We start from the raw sequence: 21,208 nt of genomic DNA on the forward strand, positions 1-21,208 counted from the left end.
TTCAAAATGTTCCATGCACTTTTTGGAGGTCATCCTGCCTGTGCTTATTTTCTTTTCAGCTCTTCCTTCAGGAAACGAGCGGTGTAAGAATTCTTGTGTTTAACGACTTGCTCCGGTGTCCCGGCACAAACGACTTTTCCACCAGTTCGTCCGCCTTCCGGCCCAATATCAATGATATGATCGGCCACCTTAATTACATCCATGTTGTGCTCGATAACGATCACCGTATTTCCCCGGTCGACCAGCTTGTTTAAGACATCGAGCAATACCCTGATATCTTCAAAATGAAGACCGGTAGTGGGCTCATCCAGGATATAAATTGTTTTGCCGGTATCGCGTTTGCTGAGCTCTGATGCCAGTTTCACCCGCTGCGATTCACCTCCCGATAAAGTCGTTGATGACTGCCCCAACGTAATGTAACCAAGGCCGACTTCCTGAAGACTTTTCAACTTGATTAAAATCGACGGGATATTCTCGAAGAATTCAACACCCTGATTGATGGTCATATCCAGCACATCGCTGATAGATTTTCCCTTGTGCCGCACTTCCAGCGTTTCGCGATTGTAGCGCCGCCCGTTACATTTATCACAATGCACGTACACATCCGGCAGGAAATTCATCTCGATAACCTTCATACCAGCTCCCTGGCACTCTTCGCAGCGCCCGCCTTTCACGTTAAACGAGAAACGGCCGGGTTTATAGCCACGAACTTTCGATTCCGGCAACATCGCAAAGAGATTACGGATATCGGAAAATACGCCGGTGTAGGTTGCCGGATTGGAACGTGGCGTCCGTCCCAGCGGTGACTGGTCGACCTGGACTACTTTATCGATATGTTCAAGACCTTCAATTTTTTCGTAAGGAAGCGGATCTTTCACCGATTTATAGAAATGCTGACTCAGAATCGGCTGCAGAGTTTCGTTAATGAGCGTTGATTTTCCACTTCCGGAAACGCCTGTAACGCAGATGAATTTTCCTAACGGGAATTCGACATCAACCTTTTTCAGGTTGTTACCGCTCGCTCCTTTGATGCGAAGCACCTCACCGTTTCCTTCTCTCCTCTTTTCCGGGATGGCGATCTTTTTCACTCCGGTCAGGTAAGCTGATGTCAGCGTATCCAGCTTTAACAGCTCTTTCGGATTTCCGGCAGCAACGACTTCACCACCATGCCGACCGGCAAACGGGCCCATGTCTACCAGGTAATCAGACTCCATAATCATGTCGCGGTCGTGCTCTACCACGACCACCGAATTTCCGGTATCCCGAAGTTGCTGCAATGAATTAATAAGACGCAGGTTATCGCGATGGTGCAAGCCGATGCTCGGCTCATCGAGGATATACAGTACATTCACCAGCTGTGAACCAATTTGCGTAGCCAACCGGATGCGCTGCGATTCTCCACCGGAAAGACTCCGCGCCGAACGATCGAGCGAAAGGTATTCCAACCCAACGTCCAAGAGGAATCGTAAGCGATCCCGAATTTCTTTCAATACTTCCGAGCCAATCAGTCGCTGTCGTTCGGTTAACCGCGACTCGATATTTTCGAGGAACATCGAGAGTTCGCCAATGTCCATCTTCGATAGTTCGGCAATATTTTTTTCGTCAATCTTGAAGTGGAGCGCTTCTTTATTCAACCGTTGTCCGTTACAAACCGGACAAACATTGGTTTTATGGAACTGGTCCGCCCACTTTTGCGCCTTTTTCGACGGATTGTCGCTTTTCTGATTGACGATATATTTCACCACTCCTTCGTAGCTCATCATGTAATTGACGGAGCTTCCCAACGGCGTATTTTTTAACTGAATCCGTTCACTTGTGCCAAAAAGAATGGCATCGATAGCTTCTTCCGGGTACTTACTCAAGGGAGTTTTTAACGTCACTCCGTATTTCTCAGCCAACGCTTCGATTTGCCAAAATATCAGCGAGTTTTTATAGGAGCCCAACGGAGCAATTCCGCCTTTGGCAATACTTATTGACGGATCGGGAATAATCTTGTCAATATCGATTTCGGTCACTTCTCCCAGTCCGTTGCACTTCGGACAAGCTCCCTGCGGCGAGTTAAATGAGAAGCTGTGCGGCGCCGGTTCGTTGTACGAAATTCCGGTCGTCGGACACATCAGGTGACGGGAATAATACTTGGCTTCATCACTTCCTTTTTCCTGAATCATGATGATTCCGCTTCCGTGTTTCATGGCTGTTTCCACCGAATCGCGCAAGCGCTTTCTGTCAGCCGAATCCACCACCAGCTTGTCGATGACAATTTCAATGTGGTGATTCTTGTAACGATCGACTTTCAGACCATGCGTCATTTCGCGCACCTCACCATCGACTCGGGCGTACAGAAATCCCTTGCGGCGAATTTGCTCGAACAATTCACGGTAGTGCCCCTTACGCCCTTTTACTACCGGAGCCAGAATAATGGTTGGTTTGCCGTCGAAACGCTCCAGAATCAAATTGATGATCTGCTCGTCGGTGTACTTCACCATTTTCTCGCCGGTGTTGTAGGAATAAGCGATACCGGCACGGGCATACAGCAACCGGAGAAAGTCATAAATTTCAGTGACCGTTCCTACTGTAGACCGCGGATTTTTATTCGTTGTTTTCTGTTCGATGGAAATCACCGGGCTTAAGCCACTGATTTCGTCCACATCGGGGCGTTCCATGTTGCCCAGAAATGAACGGGCATACGCCGAGAAAGTCTCGATGTAGCGTCGTTGTCCTTCTGCGTAAATGGTATCGAATGCCAGTGACGATTTTCCACTTCCCGATAGGCCGGAAATCACCGTCAGTTTGTTGCGTGGTATCTCAACATCAATGTTGCGGAGGTTGTGCACACGTGCGCCTCTCACAACAATTTTATCTTCTTTGTTCATTCAATCTACTTATTCGTCCTGGTCGGAAATAGAATCCTGCTCTGCCTTATTCACTTCCTTGTCCCAATGAAAAGTGCGGTAACCTTCTTCAGGTAACCTGATGACGTAAGTCTTTCCTGACGGATTGGACAAAGTTGTTTCCCTCAACCAGGGATTGAAATATTTCAATATTTTATAATTCACACCATGCTCCCGGGCAAAATCGGCAAAATCATCTACCGGCCCGTCGATTGTTATGTTATAGGTCGGAATGATCGGATAGATTTCGTCCTTCGGGACTTTAAATCCATAGTTCTCCGGATCGCTCAGAATCAATTTCAACGCCAGTATGCGATAAACATACCGCCCGGTTTCTTCACCTAATAACAAATCGTAATAATTGTGGTTCTTCTGACGAACAATTTGCCGCGCCACACCGGTACGGCCAGCATTGTAAGCCGCTGCCACCATGGTCCAACTACCATATTTCTCGTAATTGTGCTTCAGGTATTTGCAAGCGGCCTGCGTGGCTTTCACCAGATTGTACCGTTCGTCCACCTCATTATTCACCTCCAAACCATAATCGCGGGCGGTCGGTTTCATAAACTGCCAAATGCCCACAGCACCCGCCGGACTCACTGCCCGGTCGAAAAAACTGCTTTCGGCCAAAGCCAGATATTTAAAGTCATCGGGAACGCCCTGTTCCTTCAGAATGGGCTCAATCACGTGAAAATAGCGTGGTGCCTTCTTGATAAAAAGTAATGTTTGAGAATGAAAATAGGTATTCACCAACATCTCCCGATCGAGTGCTTCCTTCACATCAAAATCCTGTAAAGGAACCGGTTCGCCGGCAAAGTTAAGCGTATCGGGTAACTCAGGCGGACTGAAATAAACCTTTCCTGTATTGTCATTCAATGAATATGGCGATTTGGTATTGTCATCACTGGTACTGTTGAAAAACAATCCTCCGATGATAACTCCAATGGCAATTACCGATAAAAAAATGGAAATGCTGTTCAGACTCCCCCTCTCGCGTGATAAATTCCTCTCCTTCAATTTTCCAGGGTTTTAAATTCGAGTTTCAAAGATAACCTTTTTGAAAACCGATTCAAACCCCAAAAGCAGGCAGAATTTTAATTAAACGCATAGGTCAATCCCGTGTAAATACCCAACTGGTACGGACGGTAATTGATTTCACTGCTGGTACTAATGGAATTGAGATAATATTTTATCCTTGGTTCCAGTGTCACGGTCACCCGCTTACTCAACTCATATCCCAACCCGAGGCCAACGGTTCCGGCATAAACCAGATCGCGCAGTTGACTGGTTTCACCGCTTTGCGTCTTCACTCCGCTTTCGTAAAGAGAAGCTTTGTTGCCGACCAAAATGTTGGTGCTCATTCCTCCGGTTAAATCGACATTCACTTTGCGGTCGATGAGATGGTAGGCTACCAAAACCGGAACCTCGATATACTCCAGGTTCTGCTTCAAATCGGCATTGCTGGCATAGGCAGTAGTACTAGTGCTCATACCATTAGACGAACTCACAGCTAAATATGCTCCGTCCTTTATTGACGACGGCGGTTTCCGGAAGTTAACCATCCCAACTTCGGTATTAGCTGCATAGGCTGTCGAGTTGGAATTAACTCCGTAGTCAGTTCTGACGTTCGCAAATTCCGGATTATTGTCGCCAAAAACGGGAACCCGGCTGGTGTTATGCCTGATCTTTGAGTACACGATACCCGATCTGACTGATAACCGCTTGTTGAGTTTATAACCAAACATCACTCCGCCTGAAAATGTGGGTTCTGTGGAAGTAGAGGACTGAGAGACACTTGAAAACGCATTGGCTGCTGCATACAAATCGCCATGACCTCCTGATGACGACTGTCCTGAAAAAAGAGGAGATGCTTCTGCTGCCAATCTCCATCGATTGATCGGTTTATTCTCTTTTTCGTCCTGGTACTTCTGAATGTTGTCAGCAATGATGCTCTGATCATTCAACTTCTGCTTTAAAACTGCCAGTTGCGAATCGTTATCATTGTCCAGCCCCAAATGCTTTGACAGGAATTGAATCCAGCTTTCATTTCGACCTGACAATGCGGAGTTACTACCAGAAGGAACAGACGGTATGCGGGCGTTGATTTCCGACATGGTCTCATCCTGCTTTCTTTCGGCCATAGCCAAAACAGCCGCTTCGTTTATCTGTACAGTATGATTGCTTCCGTTACCGGGACCTCCGATCATTTTCACCGGCATCACAGAAGCCGAAAGTGTAGACATTTTGACCGGTACTACCGTTTGGGTTGTACCAGTTGTAGTTTTTTCACCGGCAACGTTGGTCGGTTGGGGCGTAACCGTTTTTTGCGGCACTACAGCCACTTCGTTTGCCGCTTGCTCCTGGTGTGGTTGGGTTACAACCCATCCGGCGATAAACGCCAAAACCACCGCAGCTGCAATCGACAATCCCTTTATCAAAGCCAGCCTATACGCTTTCTTCCGCTTGTCCAGCGAATCTTCGATATTTTTCCAGACATACATAGGAGGAGTTTCTTCAAATCCCTCCAGCCTGTCCCGGAAAAGCTGGTCAATATCGTGTTTTTCAGCTAACATATTGTATTGTTGACTTTGCTCCTTTCAACACCAAATTTTTCATATACTTTCTTCTGTAATATCACCCGTGCCCTCGACAGGTTCGACTTGGAAGTTCCTTCTGAAATCCCCATCATTTCCCCGATTTCCTTGTGAGAAAATCCTTCAATCGCATACAGGTTGAACACCATACGATAACGGGCCGGCAGTTCCTGCACCAGCTTGAGCAATTCATTGGCATTAATCTGCGCCAACAAATCTTCACTCAGTTGTTTCCCCTCATATAAGGTAATATCCTCTACCGGATACAGATTATTTTGCTTGCGGAATTTTTCAAGTGACGTGTTTACCATGATTCGTCTCATCCACCCCTCAAACGAACCTTTAAACTGAAACTGGTCAATCTTGGTAAAGACCCGGATAAACCCCTCCTGAAGATTATCCTCCGCTTCGGTGGCATCTTTGGAATACCGCAGACAGACCCCGTACATCTTGCCTGCGAAGCGTTGATATAACAGGGACTGCGACTTTCGGTCGCCAGCGGAGCATTTTTTTATGATATCATCCAGGTCGGTCACGCAGTATACTTTAGTTCGAATTCTCGATCAAAAATCAGGCCCGAATCAAATTAAACTGCAACCTAAATAAATTCCACCAATATAAGAACGCAATGCACGAGCTATTTCTGTTAAAAAATGTTGATAAACTCTCTGTATTTGGGGATGAATATTCATTCTCATTTCATTTAGATTAACCGGTATTTTTCTAAACTCAATGATTAGACGCGAAGCCCGTCGCAAATGGTTGCGTCACTAGTCAGAATTTTATCTACGCAACCAATTATGCTTTCCTCCCATCTAATTCCAAAATGCCAGGCCATGAAGTTAACAAAACTAGTTACCCTGATTCTATTGCCGGTTTCGATGACCGGTTGTTCTTCCGGGGCGAATGATAATACACCCGGAACCGACATCAAACTCGATGAGAAGTCGACTGAAATAGTCAATTCAGATAATCAGTTTGGCTTTAACCTGTTCGGCACATTGATTGAAAACAGTGAAGCCGGCACCAACCTGATGATATCACCGCTCAGTATATCGAGTGCTCTGAGCATGGCCCTCAACGGAGCAAACGGCGACACCCGCACCGAAATGGAGCAGGTACTATCATCCAGCGGATTTACGACCGATGATATTAACTCTGCCTACCAGAAATTAATTCCCGCTTTGCGGAATTGCGACACCAGCGTTGACCTCGATATTGCCAATTCCATCTGGATTCGGAAAAATTTTGATGTACTGGAAAAGTTCATCAAAGTCAATAACGATTATTACGACGCGGAAGTTACCCGACTTCCCTTCGATAACACTGCCGTGAATCAAATCAATGATTGGGTCAGCCGGAAAACGCACGACCGGATTCAGAAAATGGTGACCAACATCGATCCGAATGATGTGATGTACCTGTTGAATGCCATTTATTTCAAAGGAAGCTGGGCAGAGAAATTCGATTCGAATACTACGCAGAATAAGCCATTCACACTGACCGATAACAACACGGTCAACGTTCCGATGATGCGGAAAAATCTGAAGCTGTCGTACCTGGCGACCAACAAATTTCGGATGGCGGCTTTTCCTTACGGACGGGGGAAATTCAGGATGCTCGTAATGCTGCCCAACGAAGGGGTATCAAATACCGAGATATTGCAATCGCTGGACGCCGATTCATGGCAGACTTATTTGAAAGGAATGAGCCAACCGGTGGAACTGGATGTTTGGCTGCCCAAATTCACCTTTTCGTGGGAAACCGGACTGAAAGACGTGCTGGCCTCCTTGGGAATGCCCAAAGCCTTTTCGCAATCCGAGGCAGACTTCACAAATATCAACAGCGACGGAAGATTATACATCAGCAAAGTGAAACATAAGACATTTATTGAAGTAAACGAGGAAGGAACGGAGGCGGCTGCTTCCACATCAGTGGGAATTAGTCTTAATTCCATTGGGCCTTCGGCTGTGGAGTTTCATGCCGACCATCCTTTCCTTTTCTTCATTACGGAAGAAGATACCGGGGCTATTTTGTTTATGGGGCAACTGTCGGACCCGGAGACAGAAAGTTGAGAGGGATCACACCAGGCCCGGCAACTAACCAGATTTTTTATTCATACCTCTGTGTTTTTAGGCACAAAAAAGGGACGGCCCCAATGAGTCGTCCCTTCATTTTTTTATTTCCTATCAGAACATCGGGTCCCACGGCGGCAGCATTTCTGCTTTTTCGCTCCAGGCTTTCAATGTTTTGCTATCGAGATATTTTTTGTTGATGACAAACCGGAACATGTATTGATTGAACCAGTTGTCGGTAAACGTCAGGTAACCGTGGTAATCAGAATCCGGGCCCCAGCTGTTTTCAAACTGCCACTTGGTGGGTTTTCCCTGGTCATTCACATCAACGGCAATCAGTGCCATTCCGTGCGACGAACCGCTTTCTCCCGTTAGGATACGCTGCTTCTTATCCATGCCGAATTTCACACCGTAAACCGCTCCATAGTCGTAATTCTCGGTAGACAATACGCCTGAACCTTTTACGTAGAAAGCACCAACATCGCAGGAAGCATACATCGGTTCGTTGTTTTTAATCGACTCGATGGCAAACTGCTTGATGACATCGTTCGGGAGGTTCACATAGTTCCAGTTGATGCCTTCCTCGGTATTGCGGTAATTCTCGATTTCGTAGTGTTTGTAATACGGGCGCGTCGGGTCGTTCATCAGCATCACGTATTCCGACAGTTTGATATCACCCAAAACTTCATCGCGGAATTGCTGCGGTGTGTAGTTTTTGTATTCCGAGAGATTACCGTCTTTATCCTTGTATCTCCAACGGAACTGTTCCGGCGGATTTCCCAGGTTCAGGGCCAGCATCCGGTAAACGCCTTCCAGCATTTCTACCCGGCGGTTCTCTATATCAGTCTTCGATTTTTTGTCGGCTACCATCTGGCGGAGTTCCAATCCATCCTGACGCAACTTGGTCACGATAAACTTCACCATCTTCCGGGTGTTCTCACTCGAATGAGTTTCGGGCATGGCACTCTTGGGAACCATCCCGTACTTGTTCACCAGGTTGACAAACGAGTTCCAAACGCCACCGTCGTCTACCGGCGATTTGAAATACCAGTTCACCTTCCGGCTCGTAAACGGAAGGTCAGCACTGGCAACCACGTTGTTCAGAAAGAGATTAGCCTTCTCGAAAATATCGTAGAAATAGAGGTAATTCTCCGAGAACTCAAACTCATCGACGTTGAAATGCCGCATGGCCACCGGTCGGAAGATATTCAGCGAGGTAAACATCCAGCAACGGCCCGAGCCTTTTTGGTCGGTGATGCCGGAAATATCATCTACTTTGTATTTGAAATGCTGGTCAACTTTGTCCACATTGTCGCGGTTCAGCGCCAGCTTGTTGATATCGTTGTTCGAAAGCGCATTTTCCATCGCTTTGGTGTACGAATCTTCCTTGTACGATTGTCTGATTTTCTGTAGTTGGTCTGCTGTCAGTGCCCCCGATTGAGCCCAGGCCGCTGTGGCACTCCACACTCCCAGCAACAACAGCAATGTCAGTTTTTTCATCATATTCACTTATCGTTTTGTTTAAAGTTGAACGGTAAATATAATTATATGAAGAAACCTGTCGGGAAACTTTCGTCAGTTTTTAACTTAATGTGGCGCATTCAACCCCCAAATGCCCGGATTTTGAGTTACTCCCGTTTTGCCGAAGTACTATTCTCATTGAATTGAAGTATCCCGGTTTCCCGGAAGGCATTCGTCACACTGAAAGAGGTGCCTCAGTTTCCGGAGGGTGTTCACCTCACTGAGATGAAGTGCCTGAGTTGCGATAGGAGACTCGTCACCCTGAAAAGAAGCTCCTCAGTTGTGGCAGGACACTCATCACACTGAAATGAAGTGCCTCAGTTTCGGGAAGGCGTCCATCGCACTGAAACGAAACGTCTCAGTTTCGGGAGGACGCTTTTCACACCGAAAAGAGGTGCCTCAGTTCCCGGAGGGTATTCATCACGCTGAAGTGAAGTGCCTCAGTTTCGGGAGGTACTAAATCAGATTTGAATTTTTTCCCTCAGTTTCGGGGAGATGTTCGTGCACGCTGCAATGAAGCGCCCCAGTTTCGGGAGGACGCTTTTCACACCGAAAGGAGGTGCCTCAGTTCCCGGAGGGTATTCATCACGCTGAAGTGAAGCGCCTCAGTTTCGGGAGGAGCTGCATTTAATTGCCGATGTGCTTCCCCGGTTTGAGGAAGTACGAAATCACATTCTGATTTAGTCCCTCCGTTTCCGGAAGTATTAAATCCGATCCGAATGAAGCGTCTCAGTTTCCGGGAGAATACCCGTTACAATGCGTGGAGGCGCTCCTTTGCACCTAACGGGAAAGAGACAAGGTTCAGGCAAGCATAAAAAAACCCTCCGGTATGGCAGTAACCGGAGGGTTCGTATCCCGATAGAATTAAATCTCTGTTTAAATGTGGATCACCTCGTCGAAAGCGGCAGCAGCAGCTTCCATCACTGCTTCGCTCATGGTTGGGTGCGGGTGAACCGATTTGATGAGCTCGTGACCGGTAATTTCCAGCTTGCGGGCTACTACCAGCTCGGCAATCATTTCGGTTACATTGGCACCAATCAGGTGGGCGCCGAGCAATTCGCCGTATTTGGCATCGAAAATCAGTTTCACAAAACCGTCGGCAGCACCGGCCGATTTTGCTTTACCGGATGCCGTGAACGGGAATTTACCGACTTTCAGTTCGTAACCAGCTTCCTTCGCAGCTTTCTCGGTCATACCGACTGAAGCAATCTCAGGGGTGGTGTACGTGTTGGCCGGAATATTTCCATAATCGAGCGGCTGCGGATTTTCACCGGCAATCTTCTCAACACAGATAATACCTTCGGCGGAAGCCACGTGTGCCAGTGCCGGTCCGTGAACGATATCACCGATGGCATAAACACCTTCCACGTTGGTGCGGTAATAATCGTCTACCTTGATTTTACCTTTCTCGGTAGCAATCTTCATCTCTTCCAGGCCAATGCCCTCGAGGTTCGGCTCGATACCAACCGCTGAAAGTACGATGTCGGCTTCAATCTGCTCTTCGCCTTTCTTGGTTTTCACGGTTACCTTGCATTTCTTGCCTGAAGTGTCAACCTTTTCGACCGAAGAATTCACCATTACTTTCATACCCATTTTCTTGAACGAGCGTCCAAGCTGAGCAGCTACATCGGCGTCTTCGTTCGGAACCAGGGTCGGCATGAATTCGACCAACGTTACTTTGGTTCCGATAGCTGAATAGAAATAGGCAAACTCGCTTCCGATGGCTCCGGACCCGACAACCACCATGCTTTCGGGTTGTTTATCGAGTGAAAGAGCCTCGCGGTAACCGATAATTTTTTTACCATCCTGCGGCAGGTTGGGCAGCTGCTTCGAGTGAGCACCTGTGGCCAACAGAATGTGCTTGGCTGTATACTTTTCTTTTTTCCCTTTGCTGTCGGTTACTTCAACGGTGTTTTTGGCAACGAGCTTTCCAAAACCTTCAATCTTTTCAACTTTATTCTTCTTGAAAAGAAACTGAACGCCGTTGCTCATGCCACCGGCTACGTCACGACTTCGTTTTACCATGCTGGTAAAATCGGCCTTGATATCGCCGTCGATGGCTACACCGTAATCGGCTGCGTGTTTGGTATATTCGAAAACCTGCGCGCTTTTCAGCAACGATTTGGTCGGAATACATCCCCAGTTCAGGCAGATTCCACCCACGTTTTCTTTCTCAACTACAGCTACTTTTAAACCGAGCTGCGAGGCCCTGATAGCGGCAACATATCCGCCCGGACCACTTCCTATAACTAAAAGATCGTAGTTCATTTTTTTATCAATCGTTTTCCGGAAAAAAATTTTTCACTTCTTCCAACAAAGAAAAGTTCGTTATGTTCGGGGAAGCCGTAAGCAAAAAAAGCCGCCCCTTGCGGAACGGCTTTTTGGTAGTACAAATATTTTATTCGCCAAATACTTCTTTCAGCTTTTGCTCCAACGCCGGACCACGAAGGTTTTTAGCGATGATCTTTCCATCTTTATCCAACAACAGTGAGTGCGGAATACTGGTCACGCCATATTCGCGGGCCACTTTATTGTTCCAGTATTGCAGGTCGGAAACCTGGTGCCAGGTCAGGTGATCATCCTTAATGGCTTTCACCCACGCGTCATGATCACGATCGAGTGATACTCCCAGAACCGTGAAGCCTTTATCCTTGTACTCGTTGTACACTTTTACCACGTTCGGATTTTCCTGACGACAGGGAGCACACCACGATGCCCAGAAATCGAGCAGTACATATTTTCCGCGAAGTGAAGACAATGTAAATGGATTTCCGTCCGGATCGTTCATGGTAAAATCGGGAGCCACGGCACCAATTCCGGTTACACGACGCTGATCGGCCATCTTCTGCAGCTCTTTTACATAAATCGATTCCTTGATAGAAGGATCGAAGGATGCAATTAATGTATCCAGATCATTGTATGTTGCAGTCTGTCCAAACTGCCACAAAGCAACGAAAGGAGCAACTGTGCTGTTTTTGTGCTCACGAATAAAATTCTTGGCAAAAACTTTCTGGTTGTCAACCATTGCCTCGATGTCAATCTGGGCTTTCTTCATGCCGTCTTCATCTCCACTCATGCGGGCTTTGGCATATCGTTGCTGAATATCTTTAGCCTCGCTGGAAAGACGCTTCATTTCATCAGTAAACTGCGTGAAAATTTCGTTAGACTCGGAACCGGTAACCACCGTTTTGTCCAAACTATCGGCGTAAGCTTTCACATTAATCTTTCCGTTTTCAGCAAAGAACTGGGAAACCAGTTTCTTCTGACCTAAACGAATAACGCGCAATTCAGGTAAATCCGTCTTGCCTTTCAGCACAAAATTGCCGTCCTCAAGCTTGGCTGTGTCTTCCACATTCCACTTGGTTCCGTCGTATTTTAACAAAGCCACTTCACCAGTATTCTGGCCCTGGATATTTCCTTTAATAATAAATCCATCAGGTGATGAACAAGCTGCAAAAGCCGACAAGGCAAGCAGCAAAAACAGGAATTTTTTCATTCGATTTAGTTTTTTCATAGTTGCTTATACTATCCTTCTATCAGATATTTTCTTACTCTAACAAAACAATAATTGAACATATTTCAATGTGATAAACAAAGTTATCAAAAGATCTGAATCAGTAAAACGAATCTCAAATTCCTGGATTACATAACGTACACCGCAATATTTTTCTGAGTTTCAGGAGTTGTCATTAGCCGTTCAGGCAAAGTTATTCCGGCTTTTCATCTTTGCTTTCGAACGTTTTGAAGTAGATATCGAGCAACCTTCGGGCAGCCACAAACGAACTGATCTCGTCACTCAGAACTGCTTTTTCCATTCCATCCAACTGCTTTTTTATCTCCGGATTACCATAAAAATTGTTTCTCAGCGTTTCGTTTACCGATTCGTACATCCAGTATTTTGCTTGTTCCCGACGACGGTAATTGAAAAATCCATTCTTCCGGGTCCGATTAACGTAGTCATTCACCGTATCCCAAACTTCGGTGATGCCTGTGCCTACCAGCGATGAACAGGTGAGCACCTTCGGAATCCATCCCGATTCCGTGGGCGGGAAAAGATGCAGTGCATTGCGGAATTGCGAAGCGGCCATGTTGGCTTTCTCGATGTTACTGCCATCAGCCTTGTTGATGGCTATGGCATCGGACATCTCGATGATGCCGCGTTTGATTCCCTGCAACTCGTCGCCAGCTCCCGCTATTTGAATTAACAGGAAGAAATCGACCATCGAGTGCACTGCTGTTTCGGATTGTCCAACTCCTACGGTTTCGATAAAAATGGTATCAAATCCAGCGGCTTCGCATAGAACAATAGTTTCTCTTGTCTTCCGGGCCACGCCGCCCAGCGAACCTGCCGAAGGACTGGGACGGATGTAAGCGTTGGGATCACCAGACAAGCTTTCCATCCGGGTTTTGTCACCAAGAATTGAACCTTTCGTCCGCTCGGAACTTGGGTCAATGGCAAGAACGGCCAGCTTTCCACCATTTCCGGTGATGTGCTTGCCCAACGCCTCGATAAATGTACTTTTTCCCGCTCCGGGCACACCGGTAATTCCCAACCGGGTTGAGTTCCCGGCAAACGGCAGGCATTTAATAATAATGTCCTGCGCCAGCTGCTGATGTTCGGGATTGCTACTTTCCACCAGCGTTACCGCCTGACTAAGCAGCGTACGGTTTCCATCCAGAATTCCTTTCACATACTCGTCCGCCGGAAGCAATTTGCGTTTTCGTTTGCTCAGAAACCGCTTCACAGAATCTTCATTCACCGAATCGGGCTGCTCAATTCCTTTATTTACGTTCAATCCGAGGTAGTTCGGATCATTTTCAGGGTGGTCGTTATGATGATTATCCTTGCTCATTTTATTGTTCACTTTCCTGCGAAATTACAATTTTTTACCCCGTTTACACGGAATAATCAGCGTATTCGGACATAAAAAAACCTCCATAAAAATGGAGGTTCTCCTGATGAATATCTTTGAATCGGGTTATGACTTCACATTTCCGGTAATCCGTAAAATCGTGGTTGGCTGATCGGGATCGTTCGTGATAACCGTAATCGATTTATTCTGACGACCACGCTTGCCATGCGAATTAAAGACCACTTTCAAATCGGTGCTTTGGCCCGGCTTAATAACGGTTGTAGCCGGAGTAACGGCAGTACATCCGCACGATGCCCGGATGCGACGGATAACCAAATCGCTCTTACCGGTATTCTTAATCTGGAAAACGTGATTCACTTTCTGTCCTTCACTGATTTCGCCGAAATTAAACACGCGCTCGTCAAAACCAACTTTAGGCGAATTGGCCAACTGTTGCGGAGTGAGTTTCGAAAAGTCTTCCACAATCGTAGCGCTAACACCAATGGAGTAATTATAGTTCGATTCACCGTTTTCGGTCAAATACACCCGGTCGATCACAAATCCGTATTCTTTCTTTTTCGAGGCATCGTAGGTTACCACGAAATGGCCTTTCTTACCCGGCTCTACCGTCTTCGGAACAATGTCCACTTTCAGATATGACGGTGCCTGCTTCACACCAATCGTCACCGGCTTGTCGCCCAGGTTAACGAATTGAAGGCTGTCGGTTCTGACCTCATCATCTTTAATTTTCACAAAAGCCAGATGATTGGTACGCATCCTGATCAAACCTACCTCGCGCGGGTAAAGCTCTTCAGGTGTTTTCACGCGGGGAATCACCTTACCGCGAATCTTCAGAACCACCATCGGATTCGTTGCATTTGAGGAGATACTAATCGTCTTGGTAAAATTTCCCGGACGGTTACGCGGATTGTAAGTTACCCTGATATGGCCCTCGTCACCGGGTGACACAGGTTTCCGGGTCCACTCCGGGGTTGTACAACCACACGAAGAACGCACATAGGAAACAATCAAAGGCGCATTACCCGTATTTTTAAATTTGAAATCATACGATACATTCCCTTGTTCTTCCTTGAATGTACCAAAGTTATGTTCCAGGTTATCGAATTTTATGGTGGCCCGGTTTTGTGCGACCGCCGAATTCAAACCCGCCATGAACAGAAATAATACTAAAACAGAAACAGTTCTCTTCATAATACAACATTTTATCTGAACAAAACTAATAAAATTATGATTCGCTTATTGAGACCAACTTCAGATAATGGCCTGTAAAAGCACCAGTTTTAACATTCTTTAATTCTATTTAGGAATTAGGCAGCGTCCGGCTCTTTACGTTCTAATAACGTTGTACTTTGGGAATTTCGTATCTTCGACAAAAACTATGATCTATGGAACTATCGCAGGTTTTGTTGCTGGTTCTGGTCGGATTTACCGCCGGGATCGTTAGTGGAGCACTCGGTGTGGGCGGCGGTATTGTCCTGATTCCGGCTTTGGTCTATCTCTTCGGAATGGAACAACACACCGCGCAGGGAACCAGTTTGGCTATCCTCTTACCGCCTACCGGGATTCTGGCAGCCATGGCTTACCAGAAACAGGGTTTCATCAACTGGAAATATGCTATTATCATTACCTTAATCTTCGTTTTGGGTGCCTGGGTTGGAGCACAGTTTTCCATCGCCGTTCCCGAGAAGTTGATGCGACGAATCTTTGCGTTATTCCTGTTAATTGTCGGAGCTAAAATGTTTTTTGGAAAATGATGGAATTGAAGAAAGAGATACAACAACTGGCACAACAATATTTCAACGACACGGTCGCCATCCGTCGCCACTTACACCAATACCCCGAGTTGTCATTCGAAGAGTTTGAAACCTCCGATTTTATCCAAAAGCAATTGGACGAAATAGGTGTTTCCTATCGGACGGGAATTGTCAAAACCGGCATCATTGCCCGGCTTGACGGAAAACTGCCGGGAGGACGAACGATTGCGTTGCGCGCTGACATCGATGCCCTTCCGATTGTCGAAAACTCAAACGATAGTTACTGCTCCCTCAACCGGGGCGTGATGCATGCCTGCGGACACGATGCACACTCCGCCTCTTTATTGGGAGTTATTCGAATCTTGAAGAAACTGGAACACAAACTTCGCGGTACGTTCCTGTTTATCTTCCAGCCGGGAGAAGAACAATTCCCCGGAGGCGGAAAACTGTTATTGGAATCGGGAGCATTGAACGATCCGAAACCGGAACTGATTCTGGCTCAACATGTGCTACCGGAAATGGAAGCCGGCCATGTTGGTTTCCGACCCGGGATGTATATGGCTTCCGGCGACGAAATCTTTTTCACCGTTAGGGGAAAAGGCGGACACGGAGCTTTGCCACACAAACTGACGGATACCGTTTTAACAACCGCACACATCATTACTGCGCTGCAGCAAGTAGTGAGCCGTAACGCTCCGGCCGATATCCCATCGGTGCTTTCTTTCGGAAGAGTAATTGCTGAAGGAGCCACAAACATCATCCCCGATGAAGTGTATGTATCCGGTACGTTCCGCACCATGGACGAAACCTGGCGAGCCGAAGCGAAGGAACGGATTCAAAAAATCGGCCAGGCAATAGCCGAAGGCATGGGAGCTACCTGTGAGTTTCAAATCAACCATGGCTACCCCATGCTGATGAACGACCACGAGGTGACCAAACAGGCCCGCGAGTTTGCCGTCGAATATCTGGGTAAAGAAAGAGTAGAAGACATGGGATTGCGAATGACCTGCGAAGATTTTGCCTATTATTCGCAACAATTTCCGGTTGCCTTTTTCCGCTTTGGCGTGAAGAAACCCGGAAGCAGCGAAACCGCATCACTGCACTCGCCCACTTTCGACATCGACGAAAAAGCGTTGGAAACTTCTGTTGGACACATGGCCTACCTGGCGGCCCGTTTCTCGCAGCAGAAAAAGGAATAAGCTAAACTAGTCTGTCAGACCTTCGTCCCGGTACAACTTCGGACGTCGGTCCTGCAACCAGTTATTTCGATTTGTCAACGATTTGTCACGGGCCTGAAGCGGATCAATGGTTGTCATCAGCACCTGCTCTTTAGTAGCGTCTGCTTCGGCTAGTATTTCTCCTTTTACTCCACAAATCAGGCTGCTTCCCGTAAAGGTAAGCTCCCTCTCCTGTCCGATTCGATTAGCTAAAGCGACGAAATACCGATTGGTGACGGCGTGTGCCGGAACTGTCCTTTGGGCCAGGCCGGGCAATACCAAATTGCTGAGATGACAAACAATGTCGGCTCCTTTCAGCCCCATGATTCTCCAGGCTTCGGGGAAAACCCAGTCGAAACAAATTAGCATTCCCACGCGCACTTCACCCAACAAAAAAACCGGAAAACCTGTGTCTCCCGGTTCAAAAATATCTTTCTCGTTCAAAAACAAATGTGCTTTCCGGTACGTACCGATCACACCATCTGCATCGAGTAAAACAGCCGAATTGAAAAGTTTGTCACCGTATCGCTCGTTAAATCCTGTCGCAATCGCGAATTGGTGTTTCCTGCATTCTTCCGTAAGGAAGGAAAGAAAATGGCTTTCTTCCACGCATTCGGAAAGCGACCAGGCTTCTTCCTGTGAGGAAAATGCATAACCTGAATTTGCCAGTTCAGGAAGGACGACCAAATCGGCCGCTGCAGCCTCTTTCAACAAAGAGCGAAGCCTGGCAACCGTCGCATCAGTATCTCCTATAACGGGCGCAAACTGAACCGTGGCAATCTTCATTTCCATCAAAAGATGAATAAATTATTCGTCTCCAAACGAAACTCCAAGATTCCGGCCTTTCAGAATCAGTGGGTCAGACGGATCAACTAACCGCAATTTTCCGCCAACCTCATCCAGCGGGACAGCTGCTAAATCATTGTTCCGAACAGCGACCATATTATTATAGGCTCCGTCGGCAATCAGTTCCGTTGCAAACGCTCCATACTGAGTTGCCAGAATTCGGTCCATTGGCGACGGCGTTCCACCTCGCTGGATATATCCCAGCCGGGTTTCGCGCGCCTCGATGCCGGTGTAAGTCTGAATATTTTCGACAACATAACGCGCAGCCGAAATCTTTTTCGGTTTATCAATTCCTTCGGCCACCACTACAATCGAGTAGGGTTTTCCCTTAGCAAAACGTTCTTCGATGGTTTTACACACTTTGCCGATGTGGTAGTCAATTTCCGGAATCAGGATGATGTCACCTCCACCGGCCATTCCGGCGTACAATGCAATCCATCCGGCATGGTGCCCCATTACTTCGATAACCATTGCACGTTGATGCGAGTTGGCTGTCGAGTGCAAACGGTCGATGGCTTCAGTAGCAATCCCAACGGCAGAATCGAATCCGAAAGTGACATCCGTTCCGTACACATCGTTGTCAATGGTTTTCGGTATACCGATGACATTTAAACCTTCTTTCGCCATCATGCTGGCGGTTTTCATGGTACCATTACCACCGATACAAACCACACAATCGAGATCCAGCTCTTCATACGTTTGCCGGATCAAATCTGGTTTATCATTGAACTCTTCCCCTTTTTCCAGCTTATAGGGCTTCTCCCGGGAAGTTCCTAAAATCGTCCCGCCAAGGGTAATGATTCCGGACACTTTGGGCTCGTCGAGCTTAAAATACTCCTTGTTGATTAACCCACTGTAACCCGCAGTAAATCCGTAGACTTCCATACCGTGTTTTACAATGGCAGTTTTACCTACACCGCGAATTGCAGCATTCAGCCCGGGGCAGTCACCACCGGCCGTCAGAATTCCAATCTTTTTTCCTTTTTTACTCATGCTGGATGGAGTTTATTCCTTATGATAGTAATTAAGAAATGTTATGAATTGCAGCTTTAAGAACGATTTTGCCTAACAAATTAATAGAATTACCGTGGGTATAGAAAATTTATGCATTCAATTTTTCTTATTTTTGTGATTGGTTACAAGCTTGGGCTTGTCAACCAACCATTCGACCGAACCTAATTTCTTGCAAGTATAAAACACTTATTCCCCGACAATAATATAATATTGCGTATCAGAGAAGTGTTCATCGAAACACCTTTTATTGGTACAGCCCTGTTGAACGAACAAGCAAAGGGATAAAAGTATTAATGAATACCCGCAGAAGTTCCTTAATACCGATCCCTTTTATCAATAAATTTTTAAATTAGCGAAGAAACTGAATCGTAACACTAACAAACAAAAGCATCAACTCATGAAAAAAATTGTTTTGCTCCTGATGGTTGCAACCATCGCCTTTGCTGGCTGTAAAAATCAATCGAAAAAAGCGAATGACGAAAAAGCTACTGCTGAAAAAGTAGAAAAGAGTGCACCCGCTCCCCTCAACACGTTAACTGATCAAGAAAAGAAAGACGGTTGGGTTCTGTTGTTCGACGGAAAAACCTCTGATGGCTGGCGCGGATATAAAAAAGATCACTTCCCGGCAGGTTGGGAAGTTGCTGACGGAACACTGCATTGCATCGGCTCCGGTCGTGGAGAAGCCGGTGCAGTTGACGGCGGAGACATCATTTATGATAAAAAGTTCGGCAACTTTGACCTAAAGCTTGACTGGAAAATTTCGGAAGGTGGAAACTCAGGTATCATGTATCTCGGACAGGAAACCAAAGATCACATTTGGGAAACTGCTCCTGAAATGCAAATTCTGGACAACGAGCGTCACCCCGATGCCAAATTGGGTAAAGACGGAAACCGTCAGGCTGGTTCACTGTACGACCTGATTCCGGCCAAACCGCAAAATGCCAAGCCGGCTGGCGAATGGAACTCTATTGAAATTATCAGTTACAAGGGTACCATTGTGCATAAGCAAAATGGCGAAACCGTTGTTGAATACCACCTCTGGACTCCGGAATGGAACAAACTGGTGGCCGACTCTAAATTCCCGGCATTAAACCCCGACTGGGCAAACGTGGCTACCGAAGGTTACATTGGTCTGCAGGATCACGGTGACGATGTTTGGTTCCGCAACATCAAAATCAAAGAACTCTAAAAGAAGTTATATAAGAAAAAGGCCCGGAAATTTCCGGGCCTTTTTTATGTCGTCAATCAGGATTGTATCCCGAGCTGTTCAGAATCTCACTGTAATTCGTGTCGTTCATCAAGGCTTCCAGGGTAACTTCCTTGTGCTTTCGCATGTACTTGCGGACAATTTGCCAACCCAGCCATACACCTGTTCTTCCGGGAGATTCAGACGTGAAGCTATTAGTATATGGCGCCGGGTTAATGTAATGCAGAACTTCCAGTCGTTCGGTCGAGAAAAGTAACTTATGCCCTACCAGGTAAGTCCACATCGAACTTTCATTTTTCTTGCACCATTCCAGTTTTTTTTCCGGGTAGCCAATCTTCAAACTGTCTTCCATATCCGGGAACATCGCATCCAGAAAATACATCAACTTTCCATGATAAATCATGTGATCGATGAGCTTGCTCTGAGATAATTTTTCGGGATATTCGGACATGGCCCAACCACGCATCGCATCCGGTGCTATCATCTCAGGGCGCATGTTTTTTCTCCGGTAATCAGGCAGCGCCAGTTCTTTGTAGAACGAGTTATTCGCACCAAGGTAATTGTCCAGACTAATCCCCAAAACTCCCTGCGCCATCACCACCGATTGATTAAAGCCCGAAATGCAGGTGTACACATCCGGCACTTTCTTATCGGGGAAATAATACTTATAGTGTTTGAACGCGCCTGTCAACTGCTTCTTCAGCCCCGACAAATCAGGATAAACTGAATCGACCCCTGCTTTGGCTTTCTGAATCATCGGATCGGTTAAAAACGTCTGCAGGTAATTTGGGTATTGAATATCATCCGGGTTCCCCAGCCGTATTATCCGATAGTTATAAAGTTTGAAGAAGTCGCCGTACTCCTTTTTTATTTGGGGAAGCAACGAATCCTCATTCAATGGAGTCACCTTAAATAAGTCCTGATCCAATCGTTTGATTTTTACCGAAACATCGATATTCGAAACATCTACTTTCAACCGATTCTGCCGGCAGGCTGTAAAAACAATCAGAATAGCCGGAATTAACAGCAGGAAAACTTTCTTCATCTGGTGCGATTTAGAATTATCATTAATTTTGTTCAATTCACTTAAAAACCGGAGATTTGTGTCTTATCCGAAGTTGTCAAAAAGTCGCTCAAACAAACTGCTTTTTTGCAAACTTCGTGTAAAAATAAAAAACCAACAGTAAATTATTTGTGTAATCTTGATTATCGTAA

General features: G+C 46.4%; 16 protein-coding genes. 4 read left to right on the top strand and 12 right to left on the bottom strand.

All coding sequences use genetic code 11. The features are described from left to right. Positions 1–44: 44 nt before the first annotated feature. The 4 genes from uvrA to GJU87_RS15605 form a co-directional block, all read right to left on the bottom strand. A complete protein-coding gene (gene uvrA / locus GJU87_RS15590) occupies positions 45–2,873 on the bottom strand; it encodes an excinuclease ABC subunit UvrA (RefSeq protein WP_153640337.1) in 2,829 nt (942 codons plus the stop codon). 9 nt (positions 2,874–2,882) lie between these two features. Beyond that, complete coding sequence (locus GJU87_RS15595; RefSeq protein WP_228492018.1) at positions 2,883–3,908, bottom strand: lytic transglycosylase domain-containing protein; 1,026 nt, start codon at positions 3,906–3,908, stop codon at positions 2,883–2,885. Between the two features lie 77 nt (positions 3,909–3,985). Continuing rightward, complete coding sequence (locus tag GJU87_RS15600) at positions 3,986–5,464, bottom strand: outer membrane beta-barrel protein (RefSeq protein ID WP_153640338.1); 1,479 nt, start codon at positions 5,462–5,464, stop codon at positions 3,986–3,988. Next, positions 5,458–6,021, bottom strand: coding sequence for an RNA polymerase sigma factor (locus GJU87_RS15605; protein WP_153640339.1), 564 nt, complete (start codon positions 6,019–6,021; stop codon positions 5,458–5,460). The genes GJU87_RS15600 and GJU87_RS15605 overlap by 7 nt, the downstream gene beginning before the upstream one ends. A gap of 300 nt (positions 6,022–6,321) precedes the next feature. Between GJU87_RS15605 and GJU87_RS15610 the strand changes: the two genes are divergently transcribed. Continuing rightward, entirely contained in the window at positions 6,322–7,560 is a 1,239-nt protein-coding gene (locus GJU87_RS15610; protein ID WP_194831552.1) for a serpin family protein, read from the top strand. A gap of 114 nt (positions 7,561–7,674) precedes the next feature. Here GJU87_RS15610 and GJU87_RS15615 read toward each other — a convergent pair whose 3' ends face one another. The 5 genes from GJU87_RS15615 to GJU87_RS15635 all read right to left on the bottom strand — a co-directional run bounded on the left by GJU87_RS15615 (position 7,675) and on the right by GJU87_RS15635 (position 15,146). Further along, a complete protein-coding gene (locus GJU87_RS15615; protein ID WP_228492019.1) occupies positions 7,675–9,063 on the bottom strand; it encodes an aminopeptidase C in 1,389 nt (462 codons plus the stop codon). 894 nt (positions 9,064–9,957) lie between these two features. After that, on the bottom strand, positions 9,958–11,349 hold the full coding sequence (gene lpdA, locus GJU87_RS15620) for a dihydrolipoyl dehydrogenase (RefSeq protein ID WP_153640341.1): 1,392 nt from the start codon (positions 11,347–11,349) through the stop codon (positions 9,958–9,960). A gap of 130 nt (positions 11,350–11,479) precedes the next feature. Continuing rightward, a complete protein-coding gene (locus tag GJU87_RS15625) occupies positions 11,480–12,577 on the bottom strand; it encodes a TlpA disulfide reductase family protein (protein WP_194831553.1) in 1,098 nt (365 codons plus the stop codon). Positions 12,578–12,788: 211 nt separating this feature from the next. Next, positions 12,789–13,934, bottom strand: a complete 1,146-nt coding sequence (meaB, locus tag GJU87_RS15630; RefSeq protein ID WP_153640343.1) for a methylmalonyl Co-A mutase-associated GTPase MeaB — start codon at positions 13,932–13,934, stop codon at positions 12,789–12,791. 126 nt (positions 13,935–14,060) lie between these two features. Then, positions 14,061–15,146, bottom strand: a complete 1,086-nt coding sequence (locus GJU87_RS15635; RefSeq protein WP_153640344.1) for a DUF1573 domain-containing protein — start codon at positions 15,144–15,146, stop codon at positions 14,061–14,063. Positions 15,147–15,340: 194 nt separating this feature from the next. On the opposite strand from GJU87_RS15635, the gene GJU87_RS15640 reads away from it, so the two are divergent. Both GJU87_RS15640 and GJU87_RS15645 read left to right on the top strand, forming a co-directional pair. Continuing rightward, positions 15,341–15,709, top strand: coding sequence for a sulfite exporter TauE/SafE family protein (locus GJU87_RS15640; RefSeq protein WP_106540461.1), 369 nt, complete (start codon positions 15,341–15,343; stop codon positions 15,707–15,709). Further along, entirely contained in the window at positions 15,706–16,908 is a 1,203-nt protein-coding gene (locus tag GJU87_RS15645) for a M20 family metallopeptidase (protein WP_153640345.1), read from the top strand. The genes GJU87_RS15640 and GJU87_RS15645 overlap by 4 nt, the downstream gene beginning before the upstream one ends. A 6-nt stretch (positions 16,909–16,914) precedes the next feature. Here GJU87_RS15645 and GJU87_RS15650 read toward each other — a convergent pair whose 3' ends face one another. Next, the gene (locus GJU87_RS15650; protein WP_228492020.1) at positions 16,915–17,718 is read right to left on the bottom strand and encodes a nitrilase-related carbon-nitrogen hydrolase; all 804 of its coding nucleotides are present in this window, start codon (positions 17,716–17,718) and stop codon (positions 16,915–16,917) included. A 15-nt stretch (positions 17,719–17,733) separates the two neighbouring features. Further along, a complete protein-coding gene (locus tag GJU87_RS15655) occupies positions 17,734–18,765 on the bottom strand; it encodes an ATP-dependent 6-phosphofructokinase (RefSeq protein ID WP_153640346.1) in 1,032 nt (343 codons plus the stop codon). Positions 18,766–19,183: 418 nt separating this feature from the next. On the opposite strand from GJU87_RS15655, the gene GJU87_RS15660 reads away from it, so the two are divergent. Further along, positions 19,184–19,975, top strand: coding sequence for a DUF1080 domain-containing protein (locus GJU87_RS15660; protein WP_153640347.1), 792 nt, complete (start codon positions 19,184–19,186; stop codon positions 19,973–19,975). Positions 19,976–20,027: 52 nt separating this feature from the next. Here the strand turns inward: GJU87_RS15660 and gldB are convergent, their stop codons facing one another. Beyond that, positions 20,028–21,038, bottom strand: coding sequence for a gliding motility lipoprotein GldB (gene gldB / locus GJU87_RS15665; RefSeq protein WP_153640348.1), 1,011 nt, complete (start codon positions 21,036–21,038; stop codon positions 20,028–20,030). Positions 21,039–21,208: the final 170 nt, after the last annotated feature.

This window comes from Prolixibacter sp. NT017 (assembly GCF_009617875.1).
Classification (GTDB): Bacteria; Bacteroidota; Bacteroidia; order Bacteroidales; family Prolixibacteraceae; genus Prolixibacter.